We start from the raw sequence: 25,068 nt of genomic DNA, 5'->3' as shown, positions 1-25,068 counted from the left end.
GTCTTCCCTCAGCCGGACGCTTACATACACATCTGGCGGAGGTATTCGATCGATCGACGCCCCCGCAGGAAGGATCTCCCAGCTGGTGATCGAGCCGCAGACTGTTTTATGAATCAACCTGCCACTATCCAACCCCCGCCTGGAAAGCTCGGCAACAACCACTTCAGGGGGGTGGCGATCAAAGCCCTTATAGGCAGTGCACGTCTTTCCCGTCTGACCCATAGGGTACGTTGAACTCTCCACCTCGTCCCTGCACCCCAGCAGGCCCAGGACGAACGAAAGGAGGGTTAGTATCCAAATGCATCGCATTGCCGGTCACTCCTTTCTTTTGCTGCCCTGCTGTACGCCTTGTCTACCGCAGCGCCTCCGAGTCCGCCATCGCGAAGCCGCGTCGCACAGGTCATCTGCTCTTGATATGCACGGCACTCAAGTTCATTCGCTAGCTGCCGATGCGCCATCCCACCATATTCCCAGTCCTTTGGAAATGGACTTGCACCTTTGGGCCTACCAACGCAGGCATTGGGAACTCTCTTTTCCAGCAGCGCCTTATGGTTTCGCTCATGCATAACGGTGCATATCTTGTCGCAGCCTGAATTGCAGACACTGACCAGGAATCCTCCATTGCCATCACAAGTCACCATTCCCATTTGTCCGCCGCACGTATTTGTGTCGAACACCGGCTCGAGTCCAAGTGGGTCAACCACGCGAAGCGGAGAGGCTTTGGAGTACCCGTAAACAGAAATGCCGCCAGAGATGCCTATCGGATCCGCTTGCGTATAGCGTCCGGTCGCAGCTTCATATTCCCGCTGGAAGTTATAGAACAAGCCGCTGGCATCCGTGGCCTGCTGCCCCGGGAATCGCAGCGCCAGATCAAAGACAACACCATCGCCATCCGGATCCAGACTTGGAGATTGGTCGCCAAACACTTCGCTCTTGCTGCTCCAATCCCATATCGCCACATTGCGCACTGGGTCGATAGCAACGCGCGGGGTACCCAGATGGTCCGGCTGGATGTAGGCCAGCTCCGGCACGCCGGCGCTCGGCAGATTGATCAACGCCACCGGATAGTTGTCCAGCCAGATCGCCTGCTGCTGCGCCTGGCCCGTGGCCGAATAGTTGCCCAGCCATTGCCCTGCTTCGTCGTACAACGTGATCTGAGCCGCACCCCCGGCCGGAGTACGCAACACGCGCTCACCGCGGTGGTTGTAGACGTAGCTCTCCAGTGTGGCGTTGCCCTGCTTCACCGCGTTCATGCGGTTGGCATCGTTGTAGCTGAACATCTTGCTGCCGATGCTGGTGGTGTTGCCCGCCGCATCATGATTGCGTGGCTCACCATCGACCGCCGTAAGCCGGTGGCTGGTGGCCGGATAGGTGTAATTGGCGGTTCCTGCCGAAGTGGTCAGCGAGATGCGGTTGCCGGTGGCGTCGTAGCCGTAGGTTTCGATCGGCGTGCCGGTCGCGCCGTCCTGGGTCTGGGTCAGGCGGCCCAGGCTGTCGTAGGCGTACTTGGCCAGCACTTCAGACCCGGCGCCGTTCTTCAGCTCGGTGATCGAACCCACCGGATCATAGCCATAGCTCAAGGACAGCCCACCTGCTGCCGGGTCATGCACGGCCTGCGGACGGTAGTCCAGGTCCAGCGGGCGCTGCAACTGGCGGCCATTGCCGTAGGTCCACCCTGTCGCCGGGCCGAAGGCCGCATAGATCACGTTGTTCACCACGATCTGGCGCGGCTGGCCGGTGCGCGTCAGGCCAATCTGGCTGACACGGCCCTGGGTGTCACGTACGTAGTCGGCCACGCTGCCGTCCGGGTAGGTCAACGCGGTCAGACGACCGGACTTGCTGTAGGCGTAGCGCAGCGTACTGGCGACACCGTTGACGGTCTGCACCTTGCGGGTGATCTGGCCGAAGCGGTCATGGCAGTACTGGGTGTTGCCATTCGCGTGCAACACCTGCCCCAGGCGCCCCTTGGCAAAGCGCTCGTCGGCGGCGCAGGCAGCCGGTGCCACGTCATAGCTATAGCCCACATCCAGATTGGGGTCTGGGTAGGCGATGCCGATCAGGCGGTTGAGCGCGTCGTAGCTGTAGGTAGCGGTGATGCCCCGCGCATCGGTGGCGGTCTTGCGGTTGCCAGCCACATCCACGGTGAAGCTGCTGGCGCCACTGTCCGGACTGACCTGTCCAGTCAGATCACCGAAACCGTTATAGGCATAGGTAGTGTGCAGGCCCTTCGGGTCAGTCACCTGGGTGACCTGGTCCAGCGCGTTGTACTGGCTGCGGATTTCCGCAGCAACACCGCCGACGTCCTGCAGGGTCCGCGCCAGCCGGTTCAGCGGATCGTACTGCTGGCTGGTGACGCGCTGCAGGGCGTCGGTCACCGTCTGCGGGTTGCCGTTGGCATCGTAGGTGAAGCCGGTAGCGTGGTTGCCAGCGTCTTTCAGCGCCGTAAGCTGGCCAATCGTGTTGAAGGTGCGTGCCAGGGTGCGGCGCAGGGTACCGCCCGCATCCAGGGTGTCCTCCTTCAGTCGATTGCCGGCATTGTCCAGCGTGTAGTGGATGGTGTTTCCGGCGTTGTCCTCGATATCGGTCAGTCGCAGTGCTGCGTCATAGACGTAGGTCACGCTGCCGCCATCGGGCTCGGTGATCTGCTGAACCTGGCCGGTGGGCCAGTAGCTGATCTGGGTGGATCGATCCTCGGCGGTGGTGGCGCCGCGTACGGTCACCGAGGTGGGCCAGCCACGAGCATGGTAGGCGTAGTCGGTGACCACGCCATTGGCATCCTTCACCGACAATGGTCGCCCGTAGGCGTCGTAGGCCAACGTTTCCACCGTCTGACCGAGTGCATTGGTGACACTGCGCAGGTCGCCCTTGCGATAGGTGCAGGCCCCATTGGTCGCGCATCCTGCGTCGTCTGCGACGTGGTAGGCGTAGGTGCTGACGTCGGCCACGTCGGTGCGTGCGCCGTCCACGCTCTTCAGCAGCCCCTCCACGGGGCAACTGCCCGCTGCGGCCACATCCACAGCCTCGCAATAGGTATATGTGGTCGTACGCGTCTGCCCGGACGCCAGGTCCTTCAGGGTCACGCTCACCGGCTGTCTACGGGCGTTGTAGGCGGTACGCGTCTCACGCTGAGCGATGGTCGTAGCCAGCACCACGTTGGTCACACTGTCGCGCGTGGTCTGCACAACACGCTGCTCAGGCAGGCCGACCGCATCGGTAATGGTATGGGTGTTGGCCGGTCGGCCCGTCACCGCGTCGACGCCTTCGCTGTAAGTGTGCTTGGTCTGGACGCCGCGCCGGTCCGTATAGGTATCCAGACGCCGGCGGAAATCGACCGCGCCGTCATAGTAGGTGCGGCTGATCGAACCCTGGGCATCGGTCGTGCCCGACACCTTGCGGGGAGGTGCGCTGTCGCCACCGGCTGTCAGCGTGTAATCGGTCTGATGGCCCAATGCATCAGTGACCACCGCACCGCCATTGGGGCTGTAGGCAAGGGTTACGCCATCAGCGCCACCCGCGTGCTGGCTCGAAATGACCCGGCCGATGGTGTCATAGGTGAAGGTGCTGTAGCGGCGCCCATCCTCGGCGGTAATGCCGGTCAGATGCTGGGGGAAATCCAGATTCTCGTAGTGATAGGTGCGCACCCCGCCGCCCGCGTAGGTGACGGTAGCGACCTGCCCATGCGCAGTATAGGTATAGCTCGCCTGCGGCACGCCCGCGACCAGAACGGAGCTGATCAGGGCTTCGTAGTCGTTGGACTGGTAGACGAATTCAAGCGTACGGCCGCTGCTGTGCGCGACGGCAGCAAGGCGCTGGCTATCGTCATAGACGAACGTGAGCGAGGTACCGTCCACGAAGCGCTTCGCGACGAGCCGACCCGCGTCGTCGAACGTCGAAATGGCATCCGCTGCATACAGCGTCCAGTTTCCATTCTGGACCAAGCGATCGCCACTGCTGTCAGCAGCCTCGTACACCTGGCCGATCTTCTTGAAGGCGCGCTGGAAACCAGTGGCTTCAACGATGCCAGCACCGCCCGACCCATCCAGTGCGAGCTGGGCGCCAAGCGAGTGTGTCCAACCGTGGCCGAACCCACCAGACGAGGTGGATATTCCCGAATGGTAGTAGCGCGTCAGTGCGATCCAGCCCAGATCGAAGTCCTGCGCGATCTCGTACTTCTCGCCGGTCTTTACGTCGCAGGGGTTGCCGACCGTGCCAGTGCACGGAGGCTCCTGCGATGCCGGGGTGCTGGAGGGATTCGGGCTCATGCCACTCATGGCGCTGTTACCCGAGGTCGGGCAGTTGCCGTTCCCGCCATCCCTGTCGCACTGCGTCGTCTTGGAGGTGATGGTTGCTACGAACTCTTCGCTGACGCAGGCTTCGTGCTTGTTGGACCACTGGGTAAAGGGGACCGGGCAGTTCAGACGCCGGGTCCGCGTCATATGGGCATCGCTTGGATAGGGCGTGCACGGCGACTCGGCTGTGTTGTCGCCGGTCATGTATATCACTTCAAAATCGCGTGTCTCGATGGTTCCTTCCATATCCGGGCTGAGTGCATACCACTCGCTTGTAGGCGTAACGGCTGCACCCGGGCATACAGGATTGAACGCCTTGATATCGGCGAGATAGGAAGCGACCATCGCCTCTTCGGTCGGGAACTGCGCGGTACTGAGATACGACCAATCAGGGTCGGAGGGCTGGGACTTGCCCATCCAGTACGTGATTGAGGTATTGCCCTCCAGGTCCACGACCTTTGACTTGATCGAATTGACGGACTGCCAACCGAACTGGAACTCCGGCGGGAACGGACTCGGCGCGGGCAGACTCTTGATCGCCTGCACCGCCTCCTGCTGAGTCTTGTACTGGGTCGAATTCCCGCTTGGCTGGGAGATGCGCCAGGTTTTTTTGCTTTCCTGCGCCTGCGCGGCAAGAGGGGCCGCGCAGCCAAGCGCGACCATCGTCAGCGCCACACGTGCCAGCTTCATTGTCCGTCCGAACATCCGTGTTCTCCTTCCTGGGCGAATACCGCGCCGGGAGGGACGAAGGCGCACAGGCGGATCACCGCCCTGTCGCGCCCTGCTTCGGATCGTCCCTGTTCCGGAATGCGGCAGAGCCGCATGGGGCTGTTATCCCGCAGAATGGACCCGCACGCAAGATGCGGATTCGGCAGGCCATCACATATTTGACTGTCAGAAGATCACGGCACTCTGCGCTGCAGCCGTCCTGATGCAGCACGGGTCGAGCCAGCGCGTCTGCTCAGTAGCCTAGTGGTCGATTTTGGCGACACGCCCGGCGGGGCCGATGCCGCCCCAACCGTTCTGACGAAATGGCAGATGTCCAGTATTTCGTCGAGTGTGCGGACTTCATCGCCGAAGTGTTGGGTGCCGAGCTGCTGCCGCTTGTGAAATGTAGAATGCGCCTTCGGCCGCAGGCGGGCTTTACCAGCTTGGTCAGCCAAGTGATGCTGAATGGCGCGTGCGACCTGGCCTTATGACTCATCTTTAGTTGAGGCGTGGCTCCATCTTAACCAGATTAACGTGCGCCCACCGCTTCCCACGCTACTGGGCCAGACCCTTGATAACGAGGCCCAATCTCCTAATCCGCCCGATGTCGGCTTACGGCCAGAAGCGGACATCGCACCGGCCCCCACCTGGTATTTGCAAGTAGGTAGGCGGCACTTTCCGGTTCCAGCCCATGGGCGTCCCGGCAATATCGCTAGACGAACGATGTCGCACTTGCCATGTTCCGAATCCACCATCGGAAGAACTGGGCGACGAAACCCCATAGCTACCAAAGGCTTTGTCCCCCAAGGACTCTCGCAGCCCCGCCCCATATGCGAAAATGCCAAAAACGTCTGGGGTTTTGGCGGCATTGCCCCCTACCCCTTGGCATTCCGCACAACAGCAGGTAATCGTTACTGCGCCACCGTGCATCGGTGGCCGGGCCTCGAAAACCCGCTGTTGTGATGATGTTTACGCTTGCCAGCCGGCACCGCTCTGCGTGGTGCCGGCTGGCAATCCGTCTGCCGGCTATGGCGGTCGGTGCGTGGGGGCCTTGCGCCCGCCGGGGATCATCACACGCCGGTTTTCGAGCCACGCATCGTCCGCCACCCTTATCGGTGGCGGCTTCTGCCTGCTTGCACGGAGCCTGCCATGACCACGCCGCACTCCCCTCCCCCGCGCCCCATCCAGGAAGCGCCCTCGCCCGCCCCTGCCCTGGACCCCAACAGCCTCATCGCCATCCTGCACAGCATCGGCGCTGGTGCTGCAGCCGATGGTCAGCCGTGGCCCGAGCGCCATCACCTGCGCAGCCGGCAGATGCAGTTGTCCGACGCCGACTGCGCGCTGACGGGCCAGCGCATCGTGCAGGAGATCCTGCTGGCGGCCGAGCGCACGCGCCAGAACGGCGAGCCCGACCAGTACGTGGGCGACCGGGTGATGGAAGGGCTGGTGATGGCCGATATCGCACTTACAGCCTTCATCCACGAACGGGTACGGCCACAGGACTGAGGGCGCGCGTGTGGGCGTGACGTTCTGTTTGAGTGCGGGGTGATGAATGAAGAAACACGGCCTTGCCGCTGCGGCGGTGTGCATCGTGGTGATCGGCGCGGTATGGCCGGGATGGCCCGAGCCAGCGGGCGATCAGGTGTGGGCGTACCAGAAGCTGCAGCCAGCCGACTACCGGCTGCTGCACAGTGATGCACTCGGCTTCGTAACCGCCAAAGCGGATGAAGGCTTTGAACTGCACACGCGCTATGCCGGGGTGACGTCCTTCGAGATCCGGTGCAAGGGCGTTCTGGTGATGGACGTGGAGAACGCCCCCTCACGCGTGCTGATCCGGATGCCTGCCGATGCCCGGTGGCGGGCGCCGGATATCGAGCGCCTTCGCATCAGTTTCGAGCGCTGGTTGGATCTCCACCAGAGCCAAGGCCGGTTGCTGGTGGAGAGTGCAACGCCATCGTGGCTTGAGGCGCGGTTTGGGCGCTTCGGCGGGGCGGTGCCTGATCAGCAGCGGTGTCTGTTTGAGGGCCCGGGCCGCGGGTGGCAGAATTCCCTCTGGTCTCTTCGTCCATTCCTCGGACTACTGAATCCATGATGGAAACCCCCGTGACCGAATCGACCCCCAGTGAAGTTTCAGCCGAAGCCGCATCTCATGAGGGCGAATTTTTCCTGATCGACGCCAGCTTCCCGGGAAACGGCAGGGTTCCCGGTATAGAAATCGCCAACGAAGAGAAGCTGATTGACCCGGCGATGAATGTCGTCCCACGTCCTGATGGAACGCCAGGCCAGTATCCCGAGCGTCCCCACCTGGTTCATGTACCAGAGAAGGGCAGAATGCCACGCGATCTGGAAGAGCTCGCTGGCATATGGATTGTGTCGGAGCCGTTGAAGCAGCTGTTTGAGCAGTTGGACGCCGAGGCGTTTGCATTTGTGGCCTGCGACTTCAGCCTTGCTGACGGCAACCCCGGCCCTCGGTACTACCTGGGCAATGTGCTGCGCAGGCTCGATTCCCTGGATGAAGCCGCTTCCCGCGTGAGGATCAAGCTCGACCACAATTATCAGACCGGCGAGGACGAGAAGCTTTATAGCCTCGTCGGCGGAGCGAGCCTGGTGTTCAAACAGGATTTTGTGGGAGATGCCCATATCTTCCGCCAGGATCGCATGGGAGCACCTCCCATCTGCGACCGCGCGATGTTTGATGCATTGAGTGCGGCCAACTTCTCCGGCGTACGGCTGCGCGATGTGGCCGATATCTAGCAAGCGCTCTTTCAAACGGATTCTTGAATGAGGTTGTGCGCATGGCCGACACACCGGTTTTTCAGGGACACCATCTGATCGAACAGATTCCGTTCGAGCAAAGCCAGCTACTGAAGTCACTTGCCAGTCAAGTCTCCCAGGCGTTGGCCCGCTCTCCCGCGATGCTCATTGCTTAGAGCGCCACGGTGCTACCGCTTTGTTTCGCCAAGTCATACACCAGCAATGCCTCGTCTCCAGTTCCGGCGCTGCATCCCAGCCCACCACTGTTGTCCCAGGCGGCAGACTCCCCTGTCATCTCAAATCCATCGGCATGGCCCACGCCGTTGGCTACCATTACGATCATCCCCAGCTCCCGCGCGACTGTTGCGTAATGGCGATGGGCACGTGCCATACCAGCCATGTTTTTTGCAACGCTGGCGATGTAGACCGTTGCTCCCGCCTCCTTGGCCCGCAAGGCGCTATCCATCTGTAGCGATTCGAAACAGATGGCGGGGACCAGAATTTCCTTTCCAATCGTTACTGACAGGGGCGTGGTTCCTGCCCTGAAGTAAGGCAGTTCGTCGGCATGGAGCATTTGCTTGGTGTAGACAGCGGGTGCTTGACCGCAGCGGAAGACGAACATGCCGATCTCCGGCCCATCGCTGCCACGATATGGCCCGCCGACTGCGATCAAAATCTGATGTCGATCACTCAGAGACTGGAATACTCCCAGATGAGCGTCATCTGCCGTCATTGCCAGCTGCTCTGCCATCCGCGGCTCATATCCGGTCAGTGACATCTCCGGAAAGAAGACCGCCGCACCGCCACACGAGGCGGCCAGATCAATGAAGTGAACGTGCCGTTCGATATTGCCATCGACGTCGCCAGGAGCTGATCGCATCTGTGCTGCAACAATCTTCATTCCCATTCTCTCTACTCAGGCTAAAGCTGAAGTGATAGCGGCTTTGTACGCTGATTATGCAACCGCCAGTTGGGTGTATCCAACGGGCTTCATTGATTCAATCGACGGCTGCTCTGTGGGGTAGTCAGCGTGATTGCATGCCGGGCCATCGTGGATCGAGGCGCGCTCTGGGCGCTTCGGCAGGTCCGTGCCTGATGAGCAGCGCTGCCTGTTCGGAGCCCCGGACCACCGTTGGCCGGAATCCCCCTAGCTGCTGCACCAGCAATCCCCGATACACCCTGGAGAGCGGCTGCCGCACCATCAAGCGCCCCTCCGCAGGAAATCACACATGAGCCTGGCGCTGGTCCACAGCCGTGCCCGCGCCGGGGTCGATGCCCCACTGGTGCGCATCGAGGTACATCTCTCTGGCGGTCTGCCGGTCACCCAGATTGTCGGCCTGGCCGAGACCAGCGTGCGCGAATCACGCGAGCGCGTGCGCGCCGCCCTGCTCTGCGCGCGCTTCGACTTCCCGCAGCGGCGCATCACTTTGAACCTCGCCCCCGCCGATCTTCCCAAGGAAGGCGGTCGTTATGAGCTGGCCATTGCCCTTGGCATCCTCGCTGCCAGTGGCCAGGTCGATCCGCAGTCGCTGCTGCAGTACGAGTTCCTCGGCGAGCTGGGCCTGACCGGTGAACTTCGCCCGGTGTCCGGTGCGCTGCCCGCCGCGATTGCTGCAACCGAAGCTGGGCGCATCCTGATCGTGCCGCCCGGCAACGCTGCCGAGGCCGCGCTGGCCCAGCACGCCGATGTGCGCGTGGCGCGTACCCTGCTGGAATGCTGTGCGGGGCTGGGCGACCCGCGCCTGCTGCCGCAGGTGGAACGCGTGGACACCACTCCTTTGCCACTGCCCGATCTGGCCGACGTGCGCGGGCAGGCGCTCGCGCGCCGGGCGTTGGAAGTGGCCGCCGCCGGTGGTCACCATCTGTTGCTGATCGGCAGCCCCGGCTGCGGCAAGACCCTGCTCGCCTCGCGCTTGCCCAGCCTGCTGCCGGATAGCGAGGAGATCGATGCCCTGCAGTTGGCGGCGATCACTTCGGTCAGCGGCGAAGGGCTGGACCCGAAGCGCTGGCGGCAACGGCCGTTCCGGGCGCCGCACCACAGCGCGAGCGCGGCGGCGTTGGTGGGTGGCGGCAATCCGCCCTGCCCCGGCGAGATCTCGCTGGCCCACCATGGCGTGCTGTTCCTGGATGAACTGCCGGAGTGGAACCGCAGCGCGCTGGAAACCCTGCGCGAGCCGCTGGAGTCCGGCCACATCCGCATCTCCCGCGCGGCACGCAGCGTGGTCTATCCCGCGCGCTTCCAACTGGTGGCAGCTTTTGTGAGGAATCCCGCCAACCTAGCAATTAGGCTACCGGTGGAGGCCTGCCGCCGCGAGAGATCCTGTTGGACGAAGACCACAAGTCTCGCTCGGCACAGAGCCATACCGAAGCGTCCTTACCCAGACATGGCATCCCGGCAGACGAGCAATAGCTATGCTTGATCCACCTAATCACTCCAATCCATGGATGCTGCATCATCATCGTGGCGACGAGCCTGCTCCTCATAGCCCTTCGCAAGCTGATCAAGCGCCCTAGACGTATAGGGATACTCCGCACTGATCGCATCAGACCAGCTGCGATATTGCTTAGCTAGTGCTCTCTCCTGCTCACCTCCGTCCCTGGCCTGGCGCGTCGTGAGACCTCTGCCGTTATAGATACCAACAGTGAAGCCTTCAATCATCTCCTTACTCCGGAGATTGTCGAGAACTTCACGAACGGCCTCATGCGGCCAGAAGCCATCATCGCCGACTGGGGATGCGGCGAGCACGTGACCAATTCTGCAATCTGCAAATGCCAACCTATTCATGGCTTCTGCCTGCCCCCGTGCGTCCCTGAGCCACCGCTCTAGCGAATCCAGATCCAGCGTGCCGTTGTCCGAAGCTCCAGGTACTCGGTTCCAAATTTCCAGAAGGTGGTAGGCCTGCCGTGCCCGGGCACGCGCGCCTTCTTCCTGAGCACCCTCCTTTGCGACGAAGCCCTGCGAATCGTCCTGGAAGATCGCGCTGATCAACTGGATGAACAAGTCTGGGCTACCCGAGATCTCGTGAAGAAGCGCGACTGGTGGCCTCGAGGAATGCTCCAAAACACTAAAAAATCGCCATTCCAATGCCGCGACTAACCCCTGGTCTACATCCTCATTATCGATTCGCTTGAACGCCTCAGACACGCGATGCTGAAACATCCCATAGTCAGTTTCCCCTCCGCTAGCGGACGATTGATTGGCGACCTCATTGAGAACTTCGATTACGAGACCAATCCGCACCTCTAACTCCGGACGCGTCTGAACAAGCGACAGCGCTACGTGGGCTCGCCCTGAGCTAATCAATCGTTGGACAGCGTATTCAATGTCGGCCAAGCCACCGTCAACCCAGAGAATAGGTACGTTGCGCCAGTAAAGCTGATCCATCTCTTCACCGAGCGCAGCCACCTTGCCCCACGTCCAACCAGACATCGGCAAACCGATGAATACTGTCAACAAAGACTGGGCACCCCACTTCTCAGAACTTATTCTAGAGATAAGGCTGTCCGCCCACAGTTCCTTCCGATCATGGAATGAATGCCTTACAAGTGAGATGGCAAGATCCTTGGATCGTTCATCTTCAGCACGTAGGGCCAACTCCACAAGTGCATCGATCTGCGCTTCTGGAACTCCAGCATCGTAAACTGCGGAGGCTACCGTAGATGGAATCTCGACGACCTGCGCAAGATTAAAGACCCCATCAATCCCGCTGCTCTCAAACACTGCCAGGGCGGCGCTAGCTCGAGCCGCGACGAGCTGCTTCTCCTCGGCCTTCCATCCTTCGGTCGAAGGGTTCGGTAGTGCAGCACCGGCTTGGAAGAGCCACCGAACTCTGCCAAATAGATCTGAGGGGGTGAACTGCTCATATGACTGCGCAAGTCGATCCAGCACCAACTCAGGCAATCGCCACGGAGCGTTAGGGAATGCTCTGTGGTGATGAAGAACGCCGCGCAGCCTGCTCCAAATCGTATTGCGAGCGCGCTCACCACTCAGGCTAAGCTGAGCTTTCTCAAGCGCGATCAATAGCTTAGAAGGGTCGGGCCTGAGATCTTTTATTCTGCCAAGAAGCGAGTCGAATCGCTCTGGATCCTCGCCAAGATCTGCCACAAGACGGTCGCTTATGCTGACAGCACCTCGACGCACCAGTTCCAACGACACAACTTCGACCTGAGTGACGGAGAAGTCACGCCAGAGCGGCTTTGGTGATGGTGTTAGGCTGTCATGTCCACTTGGAAGGATGCCTAGCATGAGGTTCCAAGAGGATTCTGGAACTCGCTTGCGAACGTGGTCCAATGCCTGAAGTCGCTCATCAAGTGTCGCGTATGTCTGAGGACTCCACAGAGTATGGATCTCGCGCAAGCTGTTCGCCGGCCCGTTCTCGTATCGCCGCGACTTCACGTCCAGTGCCGCAAGTGTTGAAAGAATACGCGTGACTCGCGGCATGTGTGACGGAGACCAAGCAAGCGCCTCAAGCGCCCACATCAGATCGGAGAGGTACTCCGCGCCAAAAGCCCCCGTCTCACTATTATCAAAAAGGACCGTGATAGTTTGAGGCACGTCATTCAAGCTGTCTTCAATCGCGGAGAGGAGAGAAGATGGGGACGCTTCCGCCAAGAGGCGAAAATCTCTCGCCAGGGACCACCAGCGATGCTCATCGGCGCGATCCAACAACTGAGAGACGATGGTATCAGTGCGCGATCGCGCATCTGGAACGAGTACGACACGGTCCCAGTACAGTGCTAACAGGATCAGCGTTCGGCCTATACCATGGCGTAGCATGGGGGAATATTGAGTCCCCACACCCTTCACTCGTGCCAGCCACCTCTCGCTTGGATCCATGTTGAAGCGGGGATCGAGCTCACCCAAGACAACAATTGCGGATGCGCCGAGCTGATCGATCAGCGCACTAGTCAAGGAGCTGGCAAGCAGATGCCATGCATCGGATGGTGATGCTACTCGCCAAGCCGTGCCAATCTTCTGAAGTGGGCTGTCGAACCTACTGAAGTAGGGGCGTACTTCTTCCACGAACTGTTCGTAGGAGGATCCTGCCAGTTCAGACAGACAGTCCCTGTCAGCTTGGTGATCCTCATCCCAGCCACCTGCAACCAGCGCCGCGAGCAGCGCTCGCGGAGCTGGAGCTTCAGCCCATCTGGGCGGGTTCCGTCCCGCCGCAGCCGGCATTCGCCGCCTCAGGACTGTCAAGTTTCGAGCGCTATCGCGTGCGAGCGATCTGGCTTGATCTTCAGAGACCCCAGCCAAGATCAGCGCTGCTGCGATACCTTCTCTCGAGGGGCGCTCCAGTATTAGTACGCCGTCGTTTCTTTCGGTTGTTTGGTCGTAGACTTGCGCAACGAAGTGCCCGTTCTTCGCCAGCGCCTCTGCCAATCCAGGATTTGGATCGGTCAGGATAAGAATGAGGGGCGCAGCAGCTCCCTTAAGGGCTCGCGCCGCCGCTTCATTCACTACAAGGCAGCGCGCACGATAACTGAGCGCTGACTCTTCAGGCAACTCGCTCAATGTCGCCCAAATAAACGCCACGACTTCCTCAGATGACGTTGACTGCAGCGACAATACGGATGCTCCACCTCTTAGCCACCTCAGCACTTGAGCCGCGCTTTCGTCTCGATCCCGAAGCACGAGATCTTTAGTGACCGGCCATTTTGTAGAGAGCGACCATTCCTCCCATGCCGCCTCCAACTCGGTTGTGCCTTCTGGACGCTTTCCGAGGTAGGTCGCCAACCAGAGTCCGACCGCAGGCGTAACCTCGATCCAGTGCACCAGATCATCGGCGTCATAGACGCGGACATCGCTCCACGGACCGTTATTAACCTGCTCTAGTGCCCATTCCTCTTTTCCCGGCCAGTGCTGCAACGTTACGGCGACAAAGCATGCCGAGCCAGGCACCAATGAAAGAGGGTCGGCCGTCCGCTTCTGATAGTCACCGCGGATCTTGGCTGCTACCCCGTCACGCTGTGTGCTCAACTCCCATCCAGCTACGCCGGATGGCACGTAACGGCTGCCAATTTCAACGGTACTCAGCCCGTCCCACCCAGGATGTCGAACTCCGCCATCAGCCGGAAAATGTATGTGTGCGGCCGTGCCATGCGTCGCACGTATCAGATTGCTTATTAGCGTCGGCAGGTTCACTGGCCCATCAGGTTGCGAACCCCATGAAGCGAGATCGTCGGACGTGACCCAGCGCACCGGGGTAGTGCGGTGAGACGAGTGCGGAAATGCAGGAAGGTCTGGATAGCTCACCTCTCCGCTCTGCGAAAGCTGGATCCCACGTTCTTCCAGGCAAGTGCGAATGGCGGCAACATGCTCAGGAGCGACCACCGCTTCCCCAGTCTCAATACTGGCAATAACAGACGTATGGAGACCAACTGCATTGGCCAGATCCTTTCGAGACCAAGCTAGCAATGCGCGAGCTTGGCGAGCCTGCTGAGGGGTGAGGGTGACCATTCCTGTGGGTCGATCCGCTGACATCTCTGATTGGCCGGAGTTGTTGGAATTGTCAGTGTATCTCACCGTTGTCATACTATCTGGCAAGCAGGAGCCGCCGCCCGACTCGAGCGGTCACTGAGATCGGCTGCGGTTCTGCTACTGGTGGACTCCCGCGGCACATACTTGCTAGCAATCTGCATACTCCACGATTGATTCGAACGCCCACTGCGCCTTCGCTCGGTACTTGACCGTATCAACCCACTCAGCCCTGACTCGATACAACAGGGGCTTGCTCTGGCCGAGGGCGGGTGTTTGCCCGATCGCATGCGGCACACCCACCGTTTCCCAGCAATATCTTAGACAGCGTCGCTGGTCGGGACAAAGATCGTCTCTATCACCTAGTACCCATCCAGGGTGCCGCTCCCAAAGTTAGGCAATGTGAGCGAGCCATTAAAGGACGCTGGCATGCAAACCGGCGGCGCACGCAGTCCAGCACGACATGAATGCCCCGAATGAGCACGCAGCATGTGCAGCGCCATCCGCTAGGTACAGGCGAACAACGCCTACTGTATCGCCTCACTTAGATCAGAATCTGCCATATAAGCGTATTCAAACAGGATGACATCCATCTCCGCCGGCGTAGGCACTTTCTTTACTACTGTGAAGGAGGGCCCGAAGTACTCAAAGAACTTCCAGCGCTCTTTCGGACTCCAGTACTCTCTCACCAGAGCGTCCACGTTACGCGAAGCTTTCATTCTCTTGTGGAGCTCATGGACGATACGGAAGGGAGCCTTATGGAAGTGGGGCATTTCCACCTCGTAGAGCCTAATTCCTTCATGCGCTGCCACTTGTGCCCTGAGAAATGCAGTTGCCGCAGCGCCACTATCAGCCGCAAACACGCATTTTTCGCGAGATGGGAGATGCCCAGGCCTGCTGAGTTCAAGAGTACTGACTGCGTCCGGGTAATAGGTTCCCGGCCTTTCTGCGCGTACGACCTGACCTTGCTCCAATTCTTGCAGCGAAGCATGAAAAAAGACTGAATGCAATGTTGTCACTTAACTTACTCCACTGGCGTTGCGCGTAGGTATCACGTCAATATTGTCGAGCACTGCAGCTGTTGATCGCAGCGCATCAATTCGGTCGGCGATGATTTTGGGTCCATCAGCGTAATCACTTTAAATATGCCCGATCTTGTCCTCAATGACCTGATGGCTCTCATCTGAAAACCCCGCGAACGTCATTCGATACTGTCCGGGACTGGGCTCTGTGGCCGGCGATCTACTAGACCGCACCCAGCAGATCGAGTACGTCGTCAAGCTCTTCACTGCAATCGTCCAGTGCGTCTCGATCAGGACCGAACAGATCAGGGAATAGGCTTACAGCATCCGCGGTAATGCGGAATGACCTCTCCGCGTCCTGAATACCACCGCCAACCTTCACTGGCTTCCGCATAAAATAGGTCAGCAGATCGTTCAATGGAGAGTCGCCAGTCCTAAAGCCCCAATCCTGGTATCGCCCACCTTGGCCGGCCATTATTCGCACGTACTCGGCCAGGTAGCCCGAGACTCGCGAAACAATCTGAATGTCTCCAAGTGCATTCCCAGGATTGAAGTTCTTCTCATTTCCAGCAAAGTTCAGCACCTTTCTGGCGGCTGCACAGCCGTAGACAGCGGCAACCACAGTAATAACCACGGGATGACTGGTACTTACACCAATTTCTACCGCCCTCTCGCAGAGAGTCTTCGCGACCATGAACTGCCGCTTCCTGGATGTTCTGTTATGCAGGGCAAGACCATTTGCGAACGTGAGGAACTCCAAGTACTCAGGAACCCCCTCTTCCGTATCGATGCCAAACAGGCTCCGCGCATGGGTCTCGACGAACTCCAAAGGCTCTACCATAGAAGCGCTTTTGAAGAACTGGCTCATGGCGCGCAGATCTCTCGTGATCTCATCCACAAACTGGTCAGGCGTGAACTTGCTCTTCCGGTCACTGGCTTTCTCAAGGAGCGCAGACATGCAAGAGACGCCGTTCTGAGGAAGATCAACAGCTCGAAGCCGCCTTATCGATTTCTCGTGCTTTTCGTCTTTGCACTTGCCCTTGGCGAGGAACTCCTTGATGTGGCCTATTGAACATATGTCCAGGAAGTAGATCGTGGGTACGCCAAAGTTCCATCGCCACAGTGCCGCCAACTGCCTGCCAATCTCCTCCTTGGTACCAGAAAAGACGACTGAAAATTGACCAAGCACGCCTCCATTCGATCCCATCCTCTCGCTCCATTCTCTCAAAGTACCTGCTACGCCTTAATATATTCGAACCCATGCCCATCCTCCTGAGTAGAGGCTAAGGCCTAGAGCCCGGCCCTGATGCTGCCCCCCCTATCGACGCGCGGAACTTGCTGCAATTTCGCGCACCCAGCATCCATTTTCGGGCATACAGCGACTTTCAAATTCCATCCACTTAAAGCCGCAACCCATAATCACGACCAAGATTTGAGTGTCTTGGCGAGGACAGCCCTTAGAGCCTCCGCCGTCAGCTCGAACAGCTCAATATAGGAGATGATGGCGTCGACCGCGAATCCCGTTTTCCCGCTCAATGAATGCACAGTCTCATTACGTCGGTCGTAGAATTCATTCCACTTAGCGATCAGCTTCTCCGAACATTCTTTCTTAGTGCTGACTCCAAAATAATTCTTCAGCCTGGTGTTCTCTCCGAGCTGATCCATAAGACCCCTGATCGCAAATCTCCCGAAGATCTCTACAACGATCGCTGGTCTAAAATTATTGGAGTGGTGCCCAAAAGCTTGGCTGTCCAGCTTGCTAGCATCATCGTCAATTACGAATCCCTGCATTGCTGAAAGGGCTAATTTTACTCTCGCCAGCAGGAGTGGATCCGGAGTATTTTTGAGTAGAATCGACCTTGTGAACTTGAACCTGTCACGAGACACCGACCAGTACGAATCTCTTATGGTGTTCTTGCTTTTCGTCGGCATCTCTGCATAGTTTTCAGCGAGCTGGTTGCCGCACTGGATGGCCTGCTCACGGACAAATTCCTCAAACGCAGACGCCAAGAATATCAAAGACATGGAATTCGCCGTATTACTCGTACTGGCGGCGACTTCACTGAGATTGATACCGACTCTAGGGGTCGTTAGCGTAGCGGAGGAGTGACCTGCAGACTCAACGAGAGCCATTATATGGCGTATCTGCTTAGTACGCTCCTTAAATTCCACCAGCGCGAAATCGAGGTCGGCCGCTGGCATCAGACGAAGCGCTCGAAAAGTTCGCGGAAGATGCCAATCCTCTTACGGATATCTGCCGAGGTGTTTGCGGCACCAGTGAGCTCGCCACCTTCTCGGCGAGCGGCAATCACTCTAACGTATGCCGCCTGTATATCCTCCTTTCGTGCTAACAGCCCCCCACGACTTTCCCACAACTCGTCAATAGCAACCATCACGCCATCGTAGATGCCAGCGACCGKGCGGTACATCTCCGGCGCACCAGGATCGGACATCGAGAAAGGTTTCCCGTCGAACAGCTCGTCAGCAAAATTTAGCCGCGAGAGGAACTGGGTTTTCATCACTTCCCTCGCCGCCGGCGTGCAATCTGCATTTCTCTCCATGCAGCGATCAAGGATGGACTTCATTGAGCCTTGGATATAAGAGTCATCGTTTAGCGCAAAAAAGCGAAGAACGAGTTGGCAATCCCCCATTGTCTTGTAAAGAGTGTTCCGCTGACGCGCAGGCTCCTCATAATATTCGCTGGGATCAGACTTCGTATAGGGCGGGATATCCCAGATGCGCGTGAAGGTTGGGTCGCGAGAAAGCTCTACGATAAGTGAATTGAAATGACCTTCGTAAATAGCATTCCTAACCTCCTGAGCACTTAGGCGCTTCCCGCCAGTATTGAGTCGCTCGAATACGAACCTTCTGAGTTCATAGAATTTGGCTGAGCCTGACTTCTGAATTCGGCTCTTAGACTCCTGAAGTAGAACGATTGCGGAGATGGAAGATCGGTCAAGGCCGCGCTTTACCTTCGGCGGAAGCTGGGCATAGGAACGCCCGTTCAATGCGGGAATGATCTGCAAGCCACGGAGAACAAGGCCATTGCTCAGGAACTCCTTGATTGCATTCAACCGCTGCTGCCCATCCATCACCTCATATCGCGCCAAATCGTTTTCGTAGAAGAAGACTGGTGGAACCGGCACATTTAGCAATAGTGATTCTATTAGGAGCGACTTCTGAACGGCCGACCATCGCAACCGTCGTTGGTACTCTGGACGAAGGTTGACGTCGTCACCGTCGACAATGAGGTCTCGAATCTGCGGGAGCAGGAAGTTGTTGGTTTGGTACACGACTCGGAAGGGCTGGCTGCCGAGCTGGTTGTCTACGTCCTCGTCGCTCGCTACTGGTGAATCAATTGCTGGACCTTCGGGCGCCTCTTCCGACGCCTCGATCTCTTCAGCTACATCGCGAGGATTGCTCATCTCAGACTCCGGATTTTAGTAGGTGTGGCCATGCTAGATCCCTCAATTCATGAACGGCAGACTGGATATGCTGATCCTCGGGCTCGTGTGTTCTCCGGGACCAAGTGGACCATTGGAGGGTAGCGTACCTACTCAGGGTGCCGCTGGCATCGACGGGTAGGCCACAGCGAGGTTGGGACTCTCTTACCCAGCACACGCCCTTAGTGCCAGCAGGAAGAACATGCCGATGATCACTACCGACCAGCACCCCTTGTTCGACGAGGTGGAGCCTAGCTGAGGCGTACTCGAAATGGGTGATCGACTCTGTGGGGTAGAAGGCTGATTCGCAGACTGCTGCATGCTCCCCAGAATGGACTGATTGCGACTTTGAGGAGGCGCTGGCGGAATCGATGGAGTGACCGAGACTGCTGGCTTTGTCGCTGCCACTCCCATATCTATCAGGATGCCTGCATTGCGGCTGCTCACCGTTGGCGCAGCAGTGCCTGCAGCCTTGCCTGCAACCTGCAAGCGGTACTTCGCATCCTTCTCCGCCAGCGCCTGGATCTGTCCAGATGCGCTGATGGTGATCGACAGGTGCGTGTAGCGGCCTGAACGGGATCCCTTGCTAAAGGGCGGATCGATGAGGCCAGAGACCGATAGCCAGCGCCCAACCCATGAGGCGTCGGGTAGATTGGGCCTGATGGCATCGATGCCCTCTGACCAGATGGACAGCTTGACCGCCTGGCCCCGCCAATCTGCAAAGTTCACAAAGATGTAGGGCTTGCCGCTGCTGGTGCGTTGATGCGTCACGGCGTATACCCGACCAACGAGCTCGACGCGACTTCCAACCATCTGAAGAACTTGGCTGTAGTTGGCGGCGTCAGCCACCACGTATGGCCCTTGGTACGTAAGGACTTGGGCAGCGGTTCGTATGGCGATCGGGCCTGCAGGAACTCCCTTGCCCTGGAGGAAATCGGTCAGGGACGGGACGGCCGAGAACGCTCCCGCAGCAACCTTGGCTAGGTTCTCTACATGCGCCTTGACGCCGGAAAGGGCCACCGCACCCTGAAACACGCTCGACTGTGCGGGGTCGAGGAAGTCGTTTCGACGGAACACAACCGCGCTGGGCTCAGAGCGTGAAGATGCCCAGGTCCCGGGAGCAGCAATCAGAACCTGAAGAGCTACATCGAGCGTGAGAAACGAGAACCGATCCAGCGTGGGACCAAAGTCATTGGCCGACCGCTGGGGGTGCTGAAAGTTGAGCTGCCCCAGTTCGGTCGCCTTGGCACCCTTGAGCGACTCGACATAGAGACCGTCATAGTCGATCAGCTGCACCTTGGTGCCGTCCGCACTGACCATCAGATTCTCGGGCTGAATGTCCCCGTGAGCGAGATTGTTCTGCTCCAGGTAGCTGGCCAATGAGGTCAGTGCGACTCGCAGATTCTGGAGCGCCGCCTTGTTGGCGTGCTTGGCCTCAAGGAACTCGGCCAGCGTGCTGCCGCTGGCCCAGGCCATCTTGACGGTGGGGTACGTGCTGCCCTGAATCCGGATCCCGGCAGGGTTGAACTCAAATGGCAGGAAGTACGGGCTCTTGAGCTGATCCAGCCGTGTCGAGATTGCCTGGTAGCGCCGTTCCAGCTCCCGGGATTCCTTGTGGAAACAGCGCAGCGCGTACTTCTGCGCACCAACCGTCACCGCATAGGTCAAGGCGAAGCCGCCGCATAGCGCCAGAGGCAATCCCAGCCCGGTGGTTCTCAGGGTGCCGCGCTTGAGCTCCGGGTCCAGCAGCACCAACTGCGGTGACTGCAACGCCTCGTTGTACTGCTCCAAAGATGGGTAAGCCATCGTCCGGTACGCCTCAAGACTGAGTTGCAGACGCAATGATCAGCGTGGAATCGTCTCGACGCATGCGCCCCGCAGCCCGCTCGTTCTCAACCAGCTCGGTGAGCTCTTGAACATCGCGTATGCCACGCAGCAGCTCCAGTGCCGAGCCATCCCCCCGCTCCTGGTGAGCGAGAAGCCAAGCACCAAGCGCATCGGTCATGCAGAGCAGGAACCGATGTCCCTGCGGTTCATACGTCCACTCGCGGATGCTCCAGAGATGATCACCTGGCTCATTCAACTCCAGCCGGGTGGCCAGCAACGAAGGCTTCTCCTGGAACTGGCCCGAGCACTCATAAGGGGCTGAGGTCACCCACTGATCACCGTCCAGCCACACGGCCAAGCTGTCACCAACCGCGGTGATTTGAACGGCATTGGCCTCGGGCAGATCCTGCGCGACCAGCAGCGTGGCAAAGCTCCCCCGCTCATAGGCCGCAGCCTTTGACCAGGAAAGAGTCTCCGGATCGTGCATCGCTTCGTATGAGCGCGCGCACGCAGTGACCGCATCCATAGACAGCTCTTCGTCTGCGATGCGCTCAACGAGCAAACGCGCCCAATTTCGGGCGTCGAAGGACTCGGACGCACCGTCCGACAGCACCACCCGCCCCCTCTCAGGGGCCAAGCGGTAGGCGTCCTCATTGTCATCCGGTGACTCAACGTGCTTAGCCACCGTCCCTTCGAAGAGAACGGTCAGAGCCATGGTCAGCGCAGCTGCGCAGCCCTCGTACCGATATCGAAGAAGTCCACGATCTCGGCGATCTCACCGTTGAACACGAAGCCCTTGGACTCCATCGTTGCCTTGATGCCCTTTTCCTCCGCGACCTTCTGCAGGTGGGGAGGCAGCGCACTGGACATGCGGAACAGCAGCTTGGCGTACGCGTCGCTCAGGCCCGCATCAGAGCTCGGGAACTTGACCGGATCACCGCCGCTGGTGCTCACGTGCAGGTTGAACAGCAGCACGTTGCCGTCGTTGGTGCTGATCTGCTGCAGCTGCTGGGCAAGGGATTCCGGATCACCGTCGGTGGACTCGCCATCGGTGACGTGAAGCACGGTAGGCGGATAGCTGTCCGGATGCGCATCGCACCAGGCGACCAGCTCTCCGGCCGCTGTGGTGATTGCATTGCACATCGGGGTTCCGCCCGAGGCCTTGGCCTCAAACCATACGGGGAACTTGATGGACTGATCCACCAGACCGCCGGCGCCGTCATCCACCCTCTTGGTGCGGCTTTCCACACGCAGAGGATTGGCTTCGATCTGGGAGATCGGATGGAGGACCGTCGATGCCAGCCCACCACTAAGGCCATTTCCCGCTGAAGACCCGGAATAGCCCAGGACGCCGACCTCGAAGTAGTCGCGCGTGCCTTCCGACTTGGTGCATCGCGTGATCAAGGTGGCAAGGGTGCGGTTGAGCACATCTGCGACGAACTGCGCCTTGGACTTGCCGTTCTCCATCGTGTCCTGCATCGAGCCGGACTGATCGACGAGGAAAAGGAACGCGGTCGGACTGGTTCTGCTGATCTCAGCRGTGTAAGCCATCGATATCCCCTGCAATCTGGAAGTAGAGGGGGTAGGCACCCAAGTCTCGATTGAGCAGGTTTCCTTTCCCTTTCTTCTATCATGCCGCGCGGGAGCAGAAACCTCCACCAGCCACGCAAAAAAATGCGGGGTAGGAATTCTCTGACACGATCAGAAGCACCGCCTTCATGAGTGCTCGCGCTTCCAGGCATCCGCTAGCAGACAAGAGTGGGGCAGCGGCGAAGGCACGATAAGATTACCCCGGAGCCCGCCTAGCGATTCTCATTGGACAGCGATGGACTTGGACAACCGCGAGATCGCCCTTCTGATCTGGGGTTCGCTGATCTTTGGTACTTTGGCCTGGAAGGTCAGAAGTCGCCTCAGTCCAGTTCGAGCCCTCAGCCTGCTCGCCAAGCCACCGCTGGCATATGTTTTTGGCTCCGCAACCCTGTATGTGCTTGCATCTGTATCGGTGCTTTCCGCCTTGGGATGGTGGCGGTGGGACAATCTGAAGACCACATTGATCTGGGCGGGCGGCTCCGCGCTGCTTTCTCTCTACAACTTCCAGAAAATTTCGACTGGAAAGGCCTACTTCAAGTCCACAATGGTTGACGCAGCCGGCCTGGCGGCCGTGGTCGCTTTTGTCACCGCGAGCCACACCTTCAGCCTCGCTACTGAGCTGGTCATTGCCGCTGCCCTAATTCTGTTGAGCTTGGTCGTCGCATTGAGTGATCGGGCCGAGAAGCTGAGGTCGATTCATCTCGGAGGCATGGCGATAATGATCGTACTAGCTCTGCTGATGCTCGGAAATTCGATCTACTACTCCATTACCCATCTCAGCGATTTCGCCAGTGCAGACACTGCGCGCGATTTCGCCATCCCGATTCTACTAACGGTGATGTTCCTGCCGTTCCTCTACTGCCTTCATCTCTATTCAGTCTACGAAGGTGTATTCGCCAGCTTCCACTTCTCCATGAAGGATCCGACCCTGCGTCGCTATACGGCGTGGAAGCTGATTAGAGAACTCAGGGCAGACACCGTGGGATTGCTACGTTGGCAGCATCACGCAGCCCTGTTCCCGCCCCAGGACGCTGCCGAGATAGACGCGTCAATCGCAGAAGTCAGGAAAGTGAGACGTCTCTCAGTCCGTCCCCCCAAGGTATCGCCTCGCTTTGGCTGGCTTCCGCATCTCGCGACCACATTCCTGGATAATGCGGGTCTGCGTACAAACGCCTACCGCCGTACACATGATGGATGGCGAGCAAGCTCAGACTACTTGGACCTCGGAAAGGCACCGTTTCCTAACAATATCGCATATTACGTGGAGGGTGCCGAGCTCACCGTTGCAAAGCTGAAGCTAGTTCTGAACATTAATGCCCCAGAGGAAGCAGAGCAGGCGCAAGAGCGCTTCTCGCAGTTCGCATCGCTCCTTGCAAACGCGGCAATCCCCGGCTGGCCGCTTTCCGGGCAAGATCTTGACATCAAGATCAACGAGCAACCCGTGGTGATGAATGGATACGCATTGGCACTGAAAAAGCGCACTTGGACAGGCGGCATTCCAGGCGGCTACGATCTAGCCTTTACCATCGAAGTAGAAGATAGCGTCTGTAAGTGATCGCACGCGAGTGACTGAAGGGAGCGAAAGTTTTCCACGACAACAATCGCCACCGTAGTTCTCGAGGCTTGCGGCCTCATGCGAGTAGCAGGCCTACAGCATGCCTGCGCCTCACTTCAGCTTAGCGAAAAGTGCGCTTCTTGATCGCCTTCTAGCAACGCCACCGCACTGGGGACTGAGTAGCTCAGCGGTTTGATGCCCAATCTCCAACGAGACGGAGATTTGAGATCTCGCGGGATTGTGGAATCTGCCCGACGTTGTTAGCCCTGTTTGCGCACGGCCTTCTTTGCTGCCTTTTTTGTAGCCTTCCGAACCGGCACCGTCTTCACCTTCCGGGCGACCTTCCCAACCTTCTTCAGAGCTTTGGTGGCTGCCTTCTTCCCAACGGCGCCGGGGAAGCGTTCGCCAGGATTGGCTGCGCTCCAATCCTTGCCCTCAGGCCCGTTGCTGGACCGCATCGACCTGCACATCAACGTGAGCCGCATGGATGCGGTGGAGCTGCGTGAGAGCACACCACTGGGCGAACCCAGCGCCAGTGTTCGTTCACGTGTGGAAGCGGCGCATGCGCGGCAACAGGCGCGTGGTGGCCTCAACGCGCACTTGTTGCCGGCTGCGCTGCGTGCGTGCACGCGCTTGAGCGAAGCCGACCAGGACCTGCTGGAACAGGCCATCGAACGCCTGCAGCTGTCGGCGCGGGCAATGCATCGCATCCTGCGCGTGGCACGCACCATTGCCGATCTTGCCGAAAGCGAGAGCATCCAGACCGCGCACCTGGCCGAGGCCATCGGCTACCGGCAGCTGGATCGGGGCAAGCCAGGCACCTAGCACGCTGCTGCATGCACGAAGGAATCAGATTCATCTGATATCTGCGATGCCACCTGCGCCGTGACCATTTCCGCGAGCCCATACACAAGGAGACGCGGTTTGCTCAGGATGCTCATCATGGGCGGGCAGGAGGCCGCCCGTCAGCGGATATCACGGACGATAGGACGGCGCGGCCTGATCCGCATGGAATCGATCTACAGCGTGGACAGCGGCCTGTCGGTGCTGGAATGGCGCAACTACGACCTGGTGGGAACGTTCCTGGCTGCTGGCCTCGGCACGCGGTTGCAGGAATCATTCGTGCTGCGCGATGCGAAGGTGCAGCTGGTGCTGTTCGGCGTGGGGTTGAGCGAGGAAGTCGCCAGCATCCGCCTGCGTCTGCGCGCGCAGGGGCTACCGTCGCCGATTCTGGTCCGGACCGACTTTGACAGCTACGACGAGTCGCTGTTCTGGCGATCGTTGACGTCGCACATGATCCTGCCGTCGGTACTGGAGGGCACTGGCCCCCTCCCCGCCGTGGGCGACGCGTGCGACCATGCAGGACCCAGTCCCTAGCGGTGCCTGCCTTGCCAGGTGCCCG

General features: G+C 59.2%; 16 protein-coding genes and 2 pseudogenes. 8 read left to right on the top strand and 10 right to left on the bottom strand.

Annotated features, from left to right (window positions below; genetic code table 11):
- Positions 1 to 287 precede the first annotated feature (287 nt).
- Positions 288 to 4,979, bottom strand: coding sequence for an RHS repeat-associated core domain-containing protein (locus tag AB4Y98_RS08910; RefSeq protein ID WP_442244189.1), 4,692 nt, complete (start codon positions 4,977 to 4,979; stop codon positions 288 to 290).
- Positions 4,980 to 5,320: 341 nt separating this feature from the next.
- On the opposite strand from AB4Y98_RS08910, the gene AB4Y98_RS08905 reads away from it, so the two are divergent.
- From AB4Y98_RS08905 to AB4Y98_RS08890, 4 genes are all read left to right on the top strand, one after another.
- Positions 5,321 to 5,488 carry a hypothetical protein gene (locus AB4Y98_RS08905; protein ID WP_312786174.1) on the top strand — a complete coding sequence of 56 codons (168 nt, stop codon included), beginning with the start codon at positions 5,321 to 5,323 and terminating at the stop codon, positions 5,486 to 5,488.
- A gap of 658 nt (positions 5,489 to 6,146) precedes the next feature.
- Positions 6,147 to 6,503 (top strand): hypothetical protein, encoded by a 357-nt coding sequence (locus AB4Y98_RS08900; protein ID WP_049465266.1) that lies wholly within the window; start codon positions 6,147 to 6,149, stop codon positions 6,501 to 6,503.
- Positions 6,504 to 6,549: 46 nt separating this feature from the next.
- A complete protein-coding gene (locus AB4Y98_RS08895) occupies positions 6,550 to 7,089 on the top strand; it encodes a cold-shock protein (RefSeq protein ID WP_312786173.1) in 540 nt (179 codons plus the stop codon).
- Positions 7,089 to 7,751 (top strand): imm11 family protein, encoded by a 663-nt coding sequence (locus tag AB4Y98_RS08890; protein WP_428701564.1) that lies wholly within the window; start codon positions 7,089 to 7,091, stop codon positions 7,749 to 7,751. The genes AB4Y98_RS08895 and AB4Y98_RS08890 overlap by 1 nt, the downstream gene beginning before the upstream one ends.
- Positions 7,752 to 7,923: 172 nt before the next feature.
- On the opposite strand, the gene AB4Y98_RS08885 is transcribed toward AB4Y98_RS08890, so the two are convergent.
- The gene (locus AB4Y98_RS08885; RefSeq protein WP_312786171.1) at positions 7,924 to 8,652 is read right to left on the bottom strand and encodes a carbon-nitrogen hydrolase family protein; all 729 of its coding nucleotides are present in this window, start codon (positions 8,650 to 8,652) and stop codon (positions 7,924 to 7,926) included.
- A gap of 328 nt (positions 8,653 to 8,980) precedes the next feature.
- On the opposite strand from AB4Y98_RS08885, the pseudogene AB4Y98_RS08880 reads away from it, so the two are divergent.
- Positions 8,981 to 10,072, top strand: a pseudogene (locus AB4Y98_RS08880) (YifB family Mg chelatase-like AAA ATPase); the annotation flags it as partial.
- A 104-nt stretch (positions 10,073 to 10,176) separates the two neighbouring features.
- Here the strand turns inward: AB4Y98_RS08880 and AB4Y98_RS08875 are convergent.
- The 8 genes from AB4Y98_RS08875 to AB4Y98_RS08840 form a co-directional block, all read right to left on the bottom strand.
- Entirely contained in the window at positions 10,177 to 13,731 is a 3,555-nt protein-coding gene (locus AB4Y98_RS08875) for a hypothetical protein (protein WP_442244188.1), read from the bottom strand.
- Positions 13,732 to 14,756: 1,025 nt separating this feature from the next.
- Complete coding sequence (locus tag AB4Y98_RS08870; RefSeq protein WP_442244187.1) at positions 14,757 to 15,092, bottom strand: hypothetical protein; 336 nt, start codon at positions 15,090 to 15,092, stop codon at positions 14,757 to 14,759.
- Between the two features lie 382 nt (positions 15,093 to 15,474).
- Complete coding sequence (locus AB4Y98_RS08865) at positions 15,475 to 16,458, bottom strand: hypothetical protein (RefSeq protein WP_442244186.1); 984 nt, start codon at positions 16,456 to 16,458, stop codon at positions 15,475 to 15,477.
- 212 nt (positions 16,459 to 16,670) lie between these two features.
- Entirely contained in the window at positions 16,671 to 17,276 is a 606-nt protein-coding gene (locus AB4Y98_RS08860) for a hypothetical protein (RefSeq protein WP_442244185.1), read from the bottom strand.
- Positions 17,277 to 17,452: 176 nt separating this feature from the next.
- Positions 17,453 to 18,676, bottom strand: coding sequence for a DUF262 domain-containing protein (locus AB4Y98_RS08855; RefSeq protein ID WP_442244184.1), 1,224 nt, complete (start codon positions 18,674 to 18,676; stop codon positions 17,453 to 17,455).
- A 183-nt stretch (positions 18,677 to 18,859) separates the two neighbouring features.
- A complete protein-coding gene (locus tag AB4Y98_RS08850; protein ID WP_442244183.1) occupies positions 18,860 to 20,500 on the bottom strand; it encodes a protein kinase family protein in 1,641 nt (546 codons plus the stop codon).
- 13 nt (positions 20,501 to 20,513) lie between these two features.
- The gene (locus AB4Y98_RS08845; protein ID WP_442244182.1) at positions 20,514 to 21,236 is read right to left on the bottom strand and encodes a hypothetical protein; all 723 of its coding nucleotides are present in this window, start codon (positions 21,234 to 21,236) and stop codon (positions 20,514 to 20,516) included.
- A gap of 2 nt (positions 21,237 to 21,238) precedes the next feature.
- Positions 21,239 to 22,072, bottom strand: a complete 834-nt coding sequence (locus AB4Y98_RS08840; RefSeq protein WP_108268039.1) for a vWA domain-containing protein — start codon at positions 22,070 to 22,072, stop codon at positions 21,239 to 21,241.
- A 274-nt stretch (positions 22,073 to 22,346) separates the two neighbouring features.
- Between AB4Y98_RS08840 and AB4Y98_RS08835 the strand changes: the two genes are divergently transcribed.
- The 3 genes and pseudogenes from AB4Y98_RS08835 (at position 22,347) to AB4Y98_RS08825 (ending at position 25,043) form a co-directional block, all read left to right on the top strand.
- On the top strand, positions 22,347 to 23,666 hold the full coding sequence (locus tag AB4Y98_RS08835) for a hypothetical protein (protein WP_442244181.1): 1,320 nt from the start codon (positions 22,347 to 22,349) through the stop codon (positions 23,664 to 23,666).
- A gap of 342 nt (positions 23,667 to 24,008) precedes the next feature.
- Positions 24,009 to 24,491, top strand: a pseudogene (locus tag AB4Y98_RS08830) (YifB family Mg chelatase-like AAA ATPase); the annotation flags it as partial.
- A gap of 99 nt (positions 24,492 to 24,590) precedes the next feature.
- Entirely contained in the window at positions 24,591 to 25,043 is a 453-nt protein-coding gene (locus AB4Y98_RS08825; protein WP_336022288.1) for a hypothetical protein, read from the top strand.
- Positions 25,044 to 25,068: the final 25 nt, after the last annotated feature.

It is taken from the genome of Stenotrophomonas sp. 2YAF26 (genome assembly GCF_052114625.1).
GTDB classification, from domain to species: domain Bacteria; phylum Pseudomonadota; class Gammaproteobacteria; order Xanthomonadales; family Xanthomonadaceae; genus Stenotrophomonas; species Stenotrophomonas indicatrix.
The sequence above is the reverse complement of the archived record's forward strand: the minus strand, read 5'-3'. Positions and strand labels throughout refer to the sequence as shown.

Bases quoted from the DNA above. Each gene is read 5' to 3' on its own strand.
- AB4Y98_RS08845 (WP_442244182.1), bottom strand. From the start codon at position 21,236: ATGGCTCTGACCGTTCTCTTCGAAGGGACGGTGGCTAAGCACGTTGAG.
- AB4Y98_RS08895 (WP_312786173.1), top strand. From the start codon at position 6,550: ATGAAGAAACACGGCCTTGCCGCTGCGGCGGTGTGCATCGTGGTGATC.
- AB4Y98_RS08905 (WP_312786174.1), top strand. From the start codon at position 5,321: ATGGCAGATGTCCAGTATTTCGTCGAGTGTGCGGACTTCATCGCCGAA.
- AB4Y98_RS08860 (WP_442244185.1), bottom strand. From the start codon at position 17,276: ATGTCTTTGATATTCTTGGCGTCTGCGTTTGAGGAATTTGTCCGTGAG.
- AB4Y98_RS08910 (WP_442244189.1), bottom strand. From the start codon at position 4,979: ATGAAGCTGGCACGTGTGGCGCTGACGATGGTCGCGCTTGGCTGCGCG.
- AB4Y98_RS08885 (WP_312786171.1), bottom strand. From the start codon at position 8,652: ATGAAGATTGTTGCAGCACAGATGCGATCAGCTCCTGGCGACGTCGAT.
- AB4Y98_RS08850 (WP_442244183.1), bottom strand. From the start codon at position 20,500: ATGGCTTACCCATCTTTGGAGCAGTACAACGAGGCGTTGCAGTCACCG.
- AB4Y98_RS08835 (WP_442244181.1), top strand. From the start codon at position 22,347: ATGGACTTGGACAACCGCGAGATCGCCCTTCTGATCTGGGGTTCGCTG.
- AB4Y98_RS08865 (WP_442244186.1), bottom strand. From the start codon at position 16,458: ATGGGATCGAATGGAGGCGTGCTTGGTCAATTTTCAGTCGTCTTTTCT.
- AB4Y98_RS08890 (WP_428701564.1), top strand. From the start codon at position 7,089: ATGGAAACCCCCGTGACCGAATCGACCCCCAGTGAAGTTTCAGCCGAA.
- AB4Y98_RS08900 (WP_049465266.1), top strand. From the start codon at position 6,147: ATGACCACGCCGCACTCCCCTCCCCCGCGCCCCATCCAGGAAGCGCCC.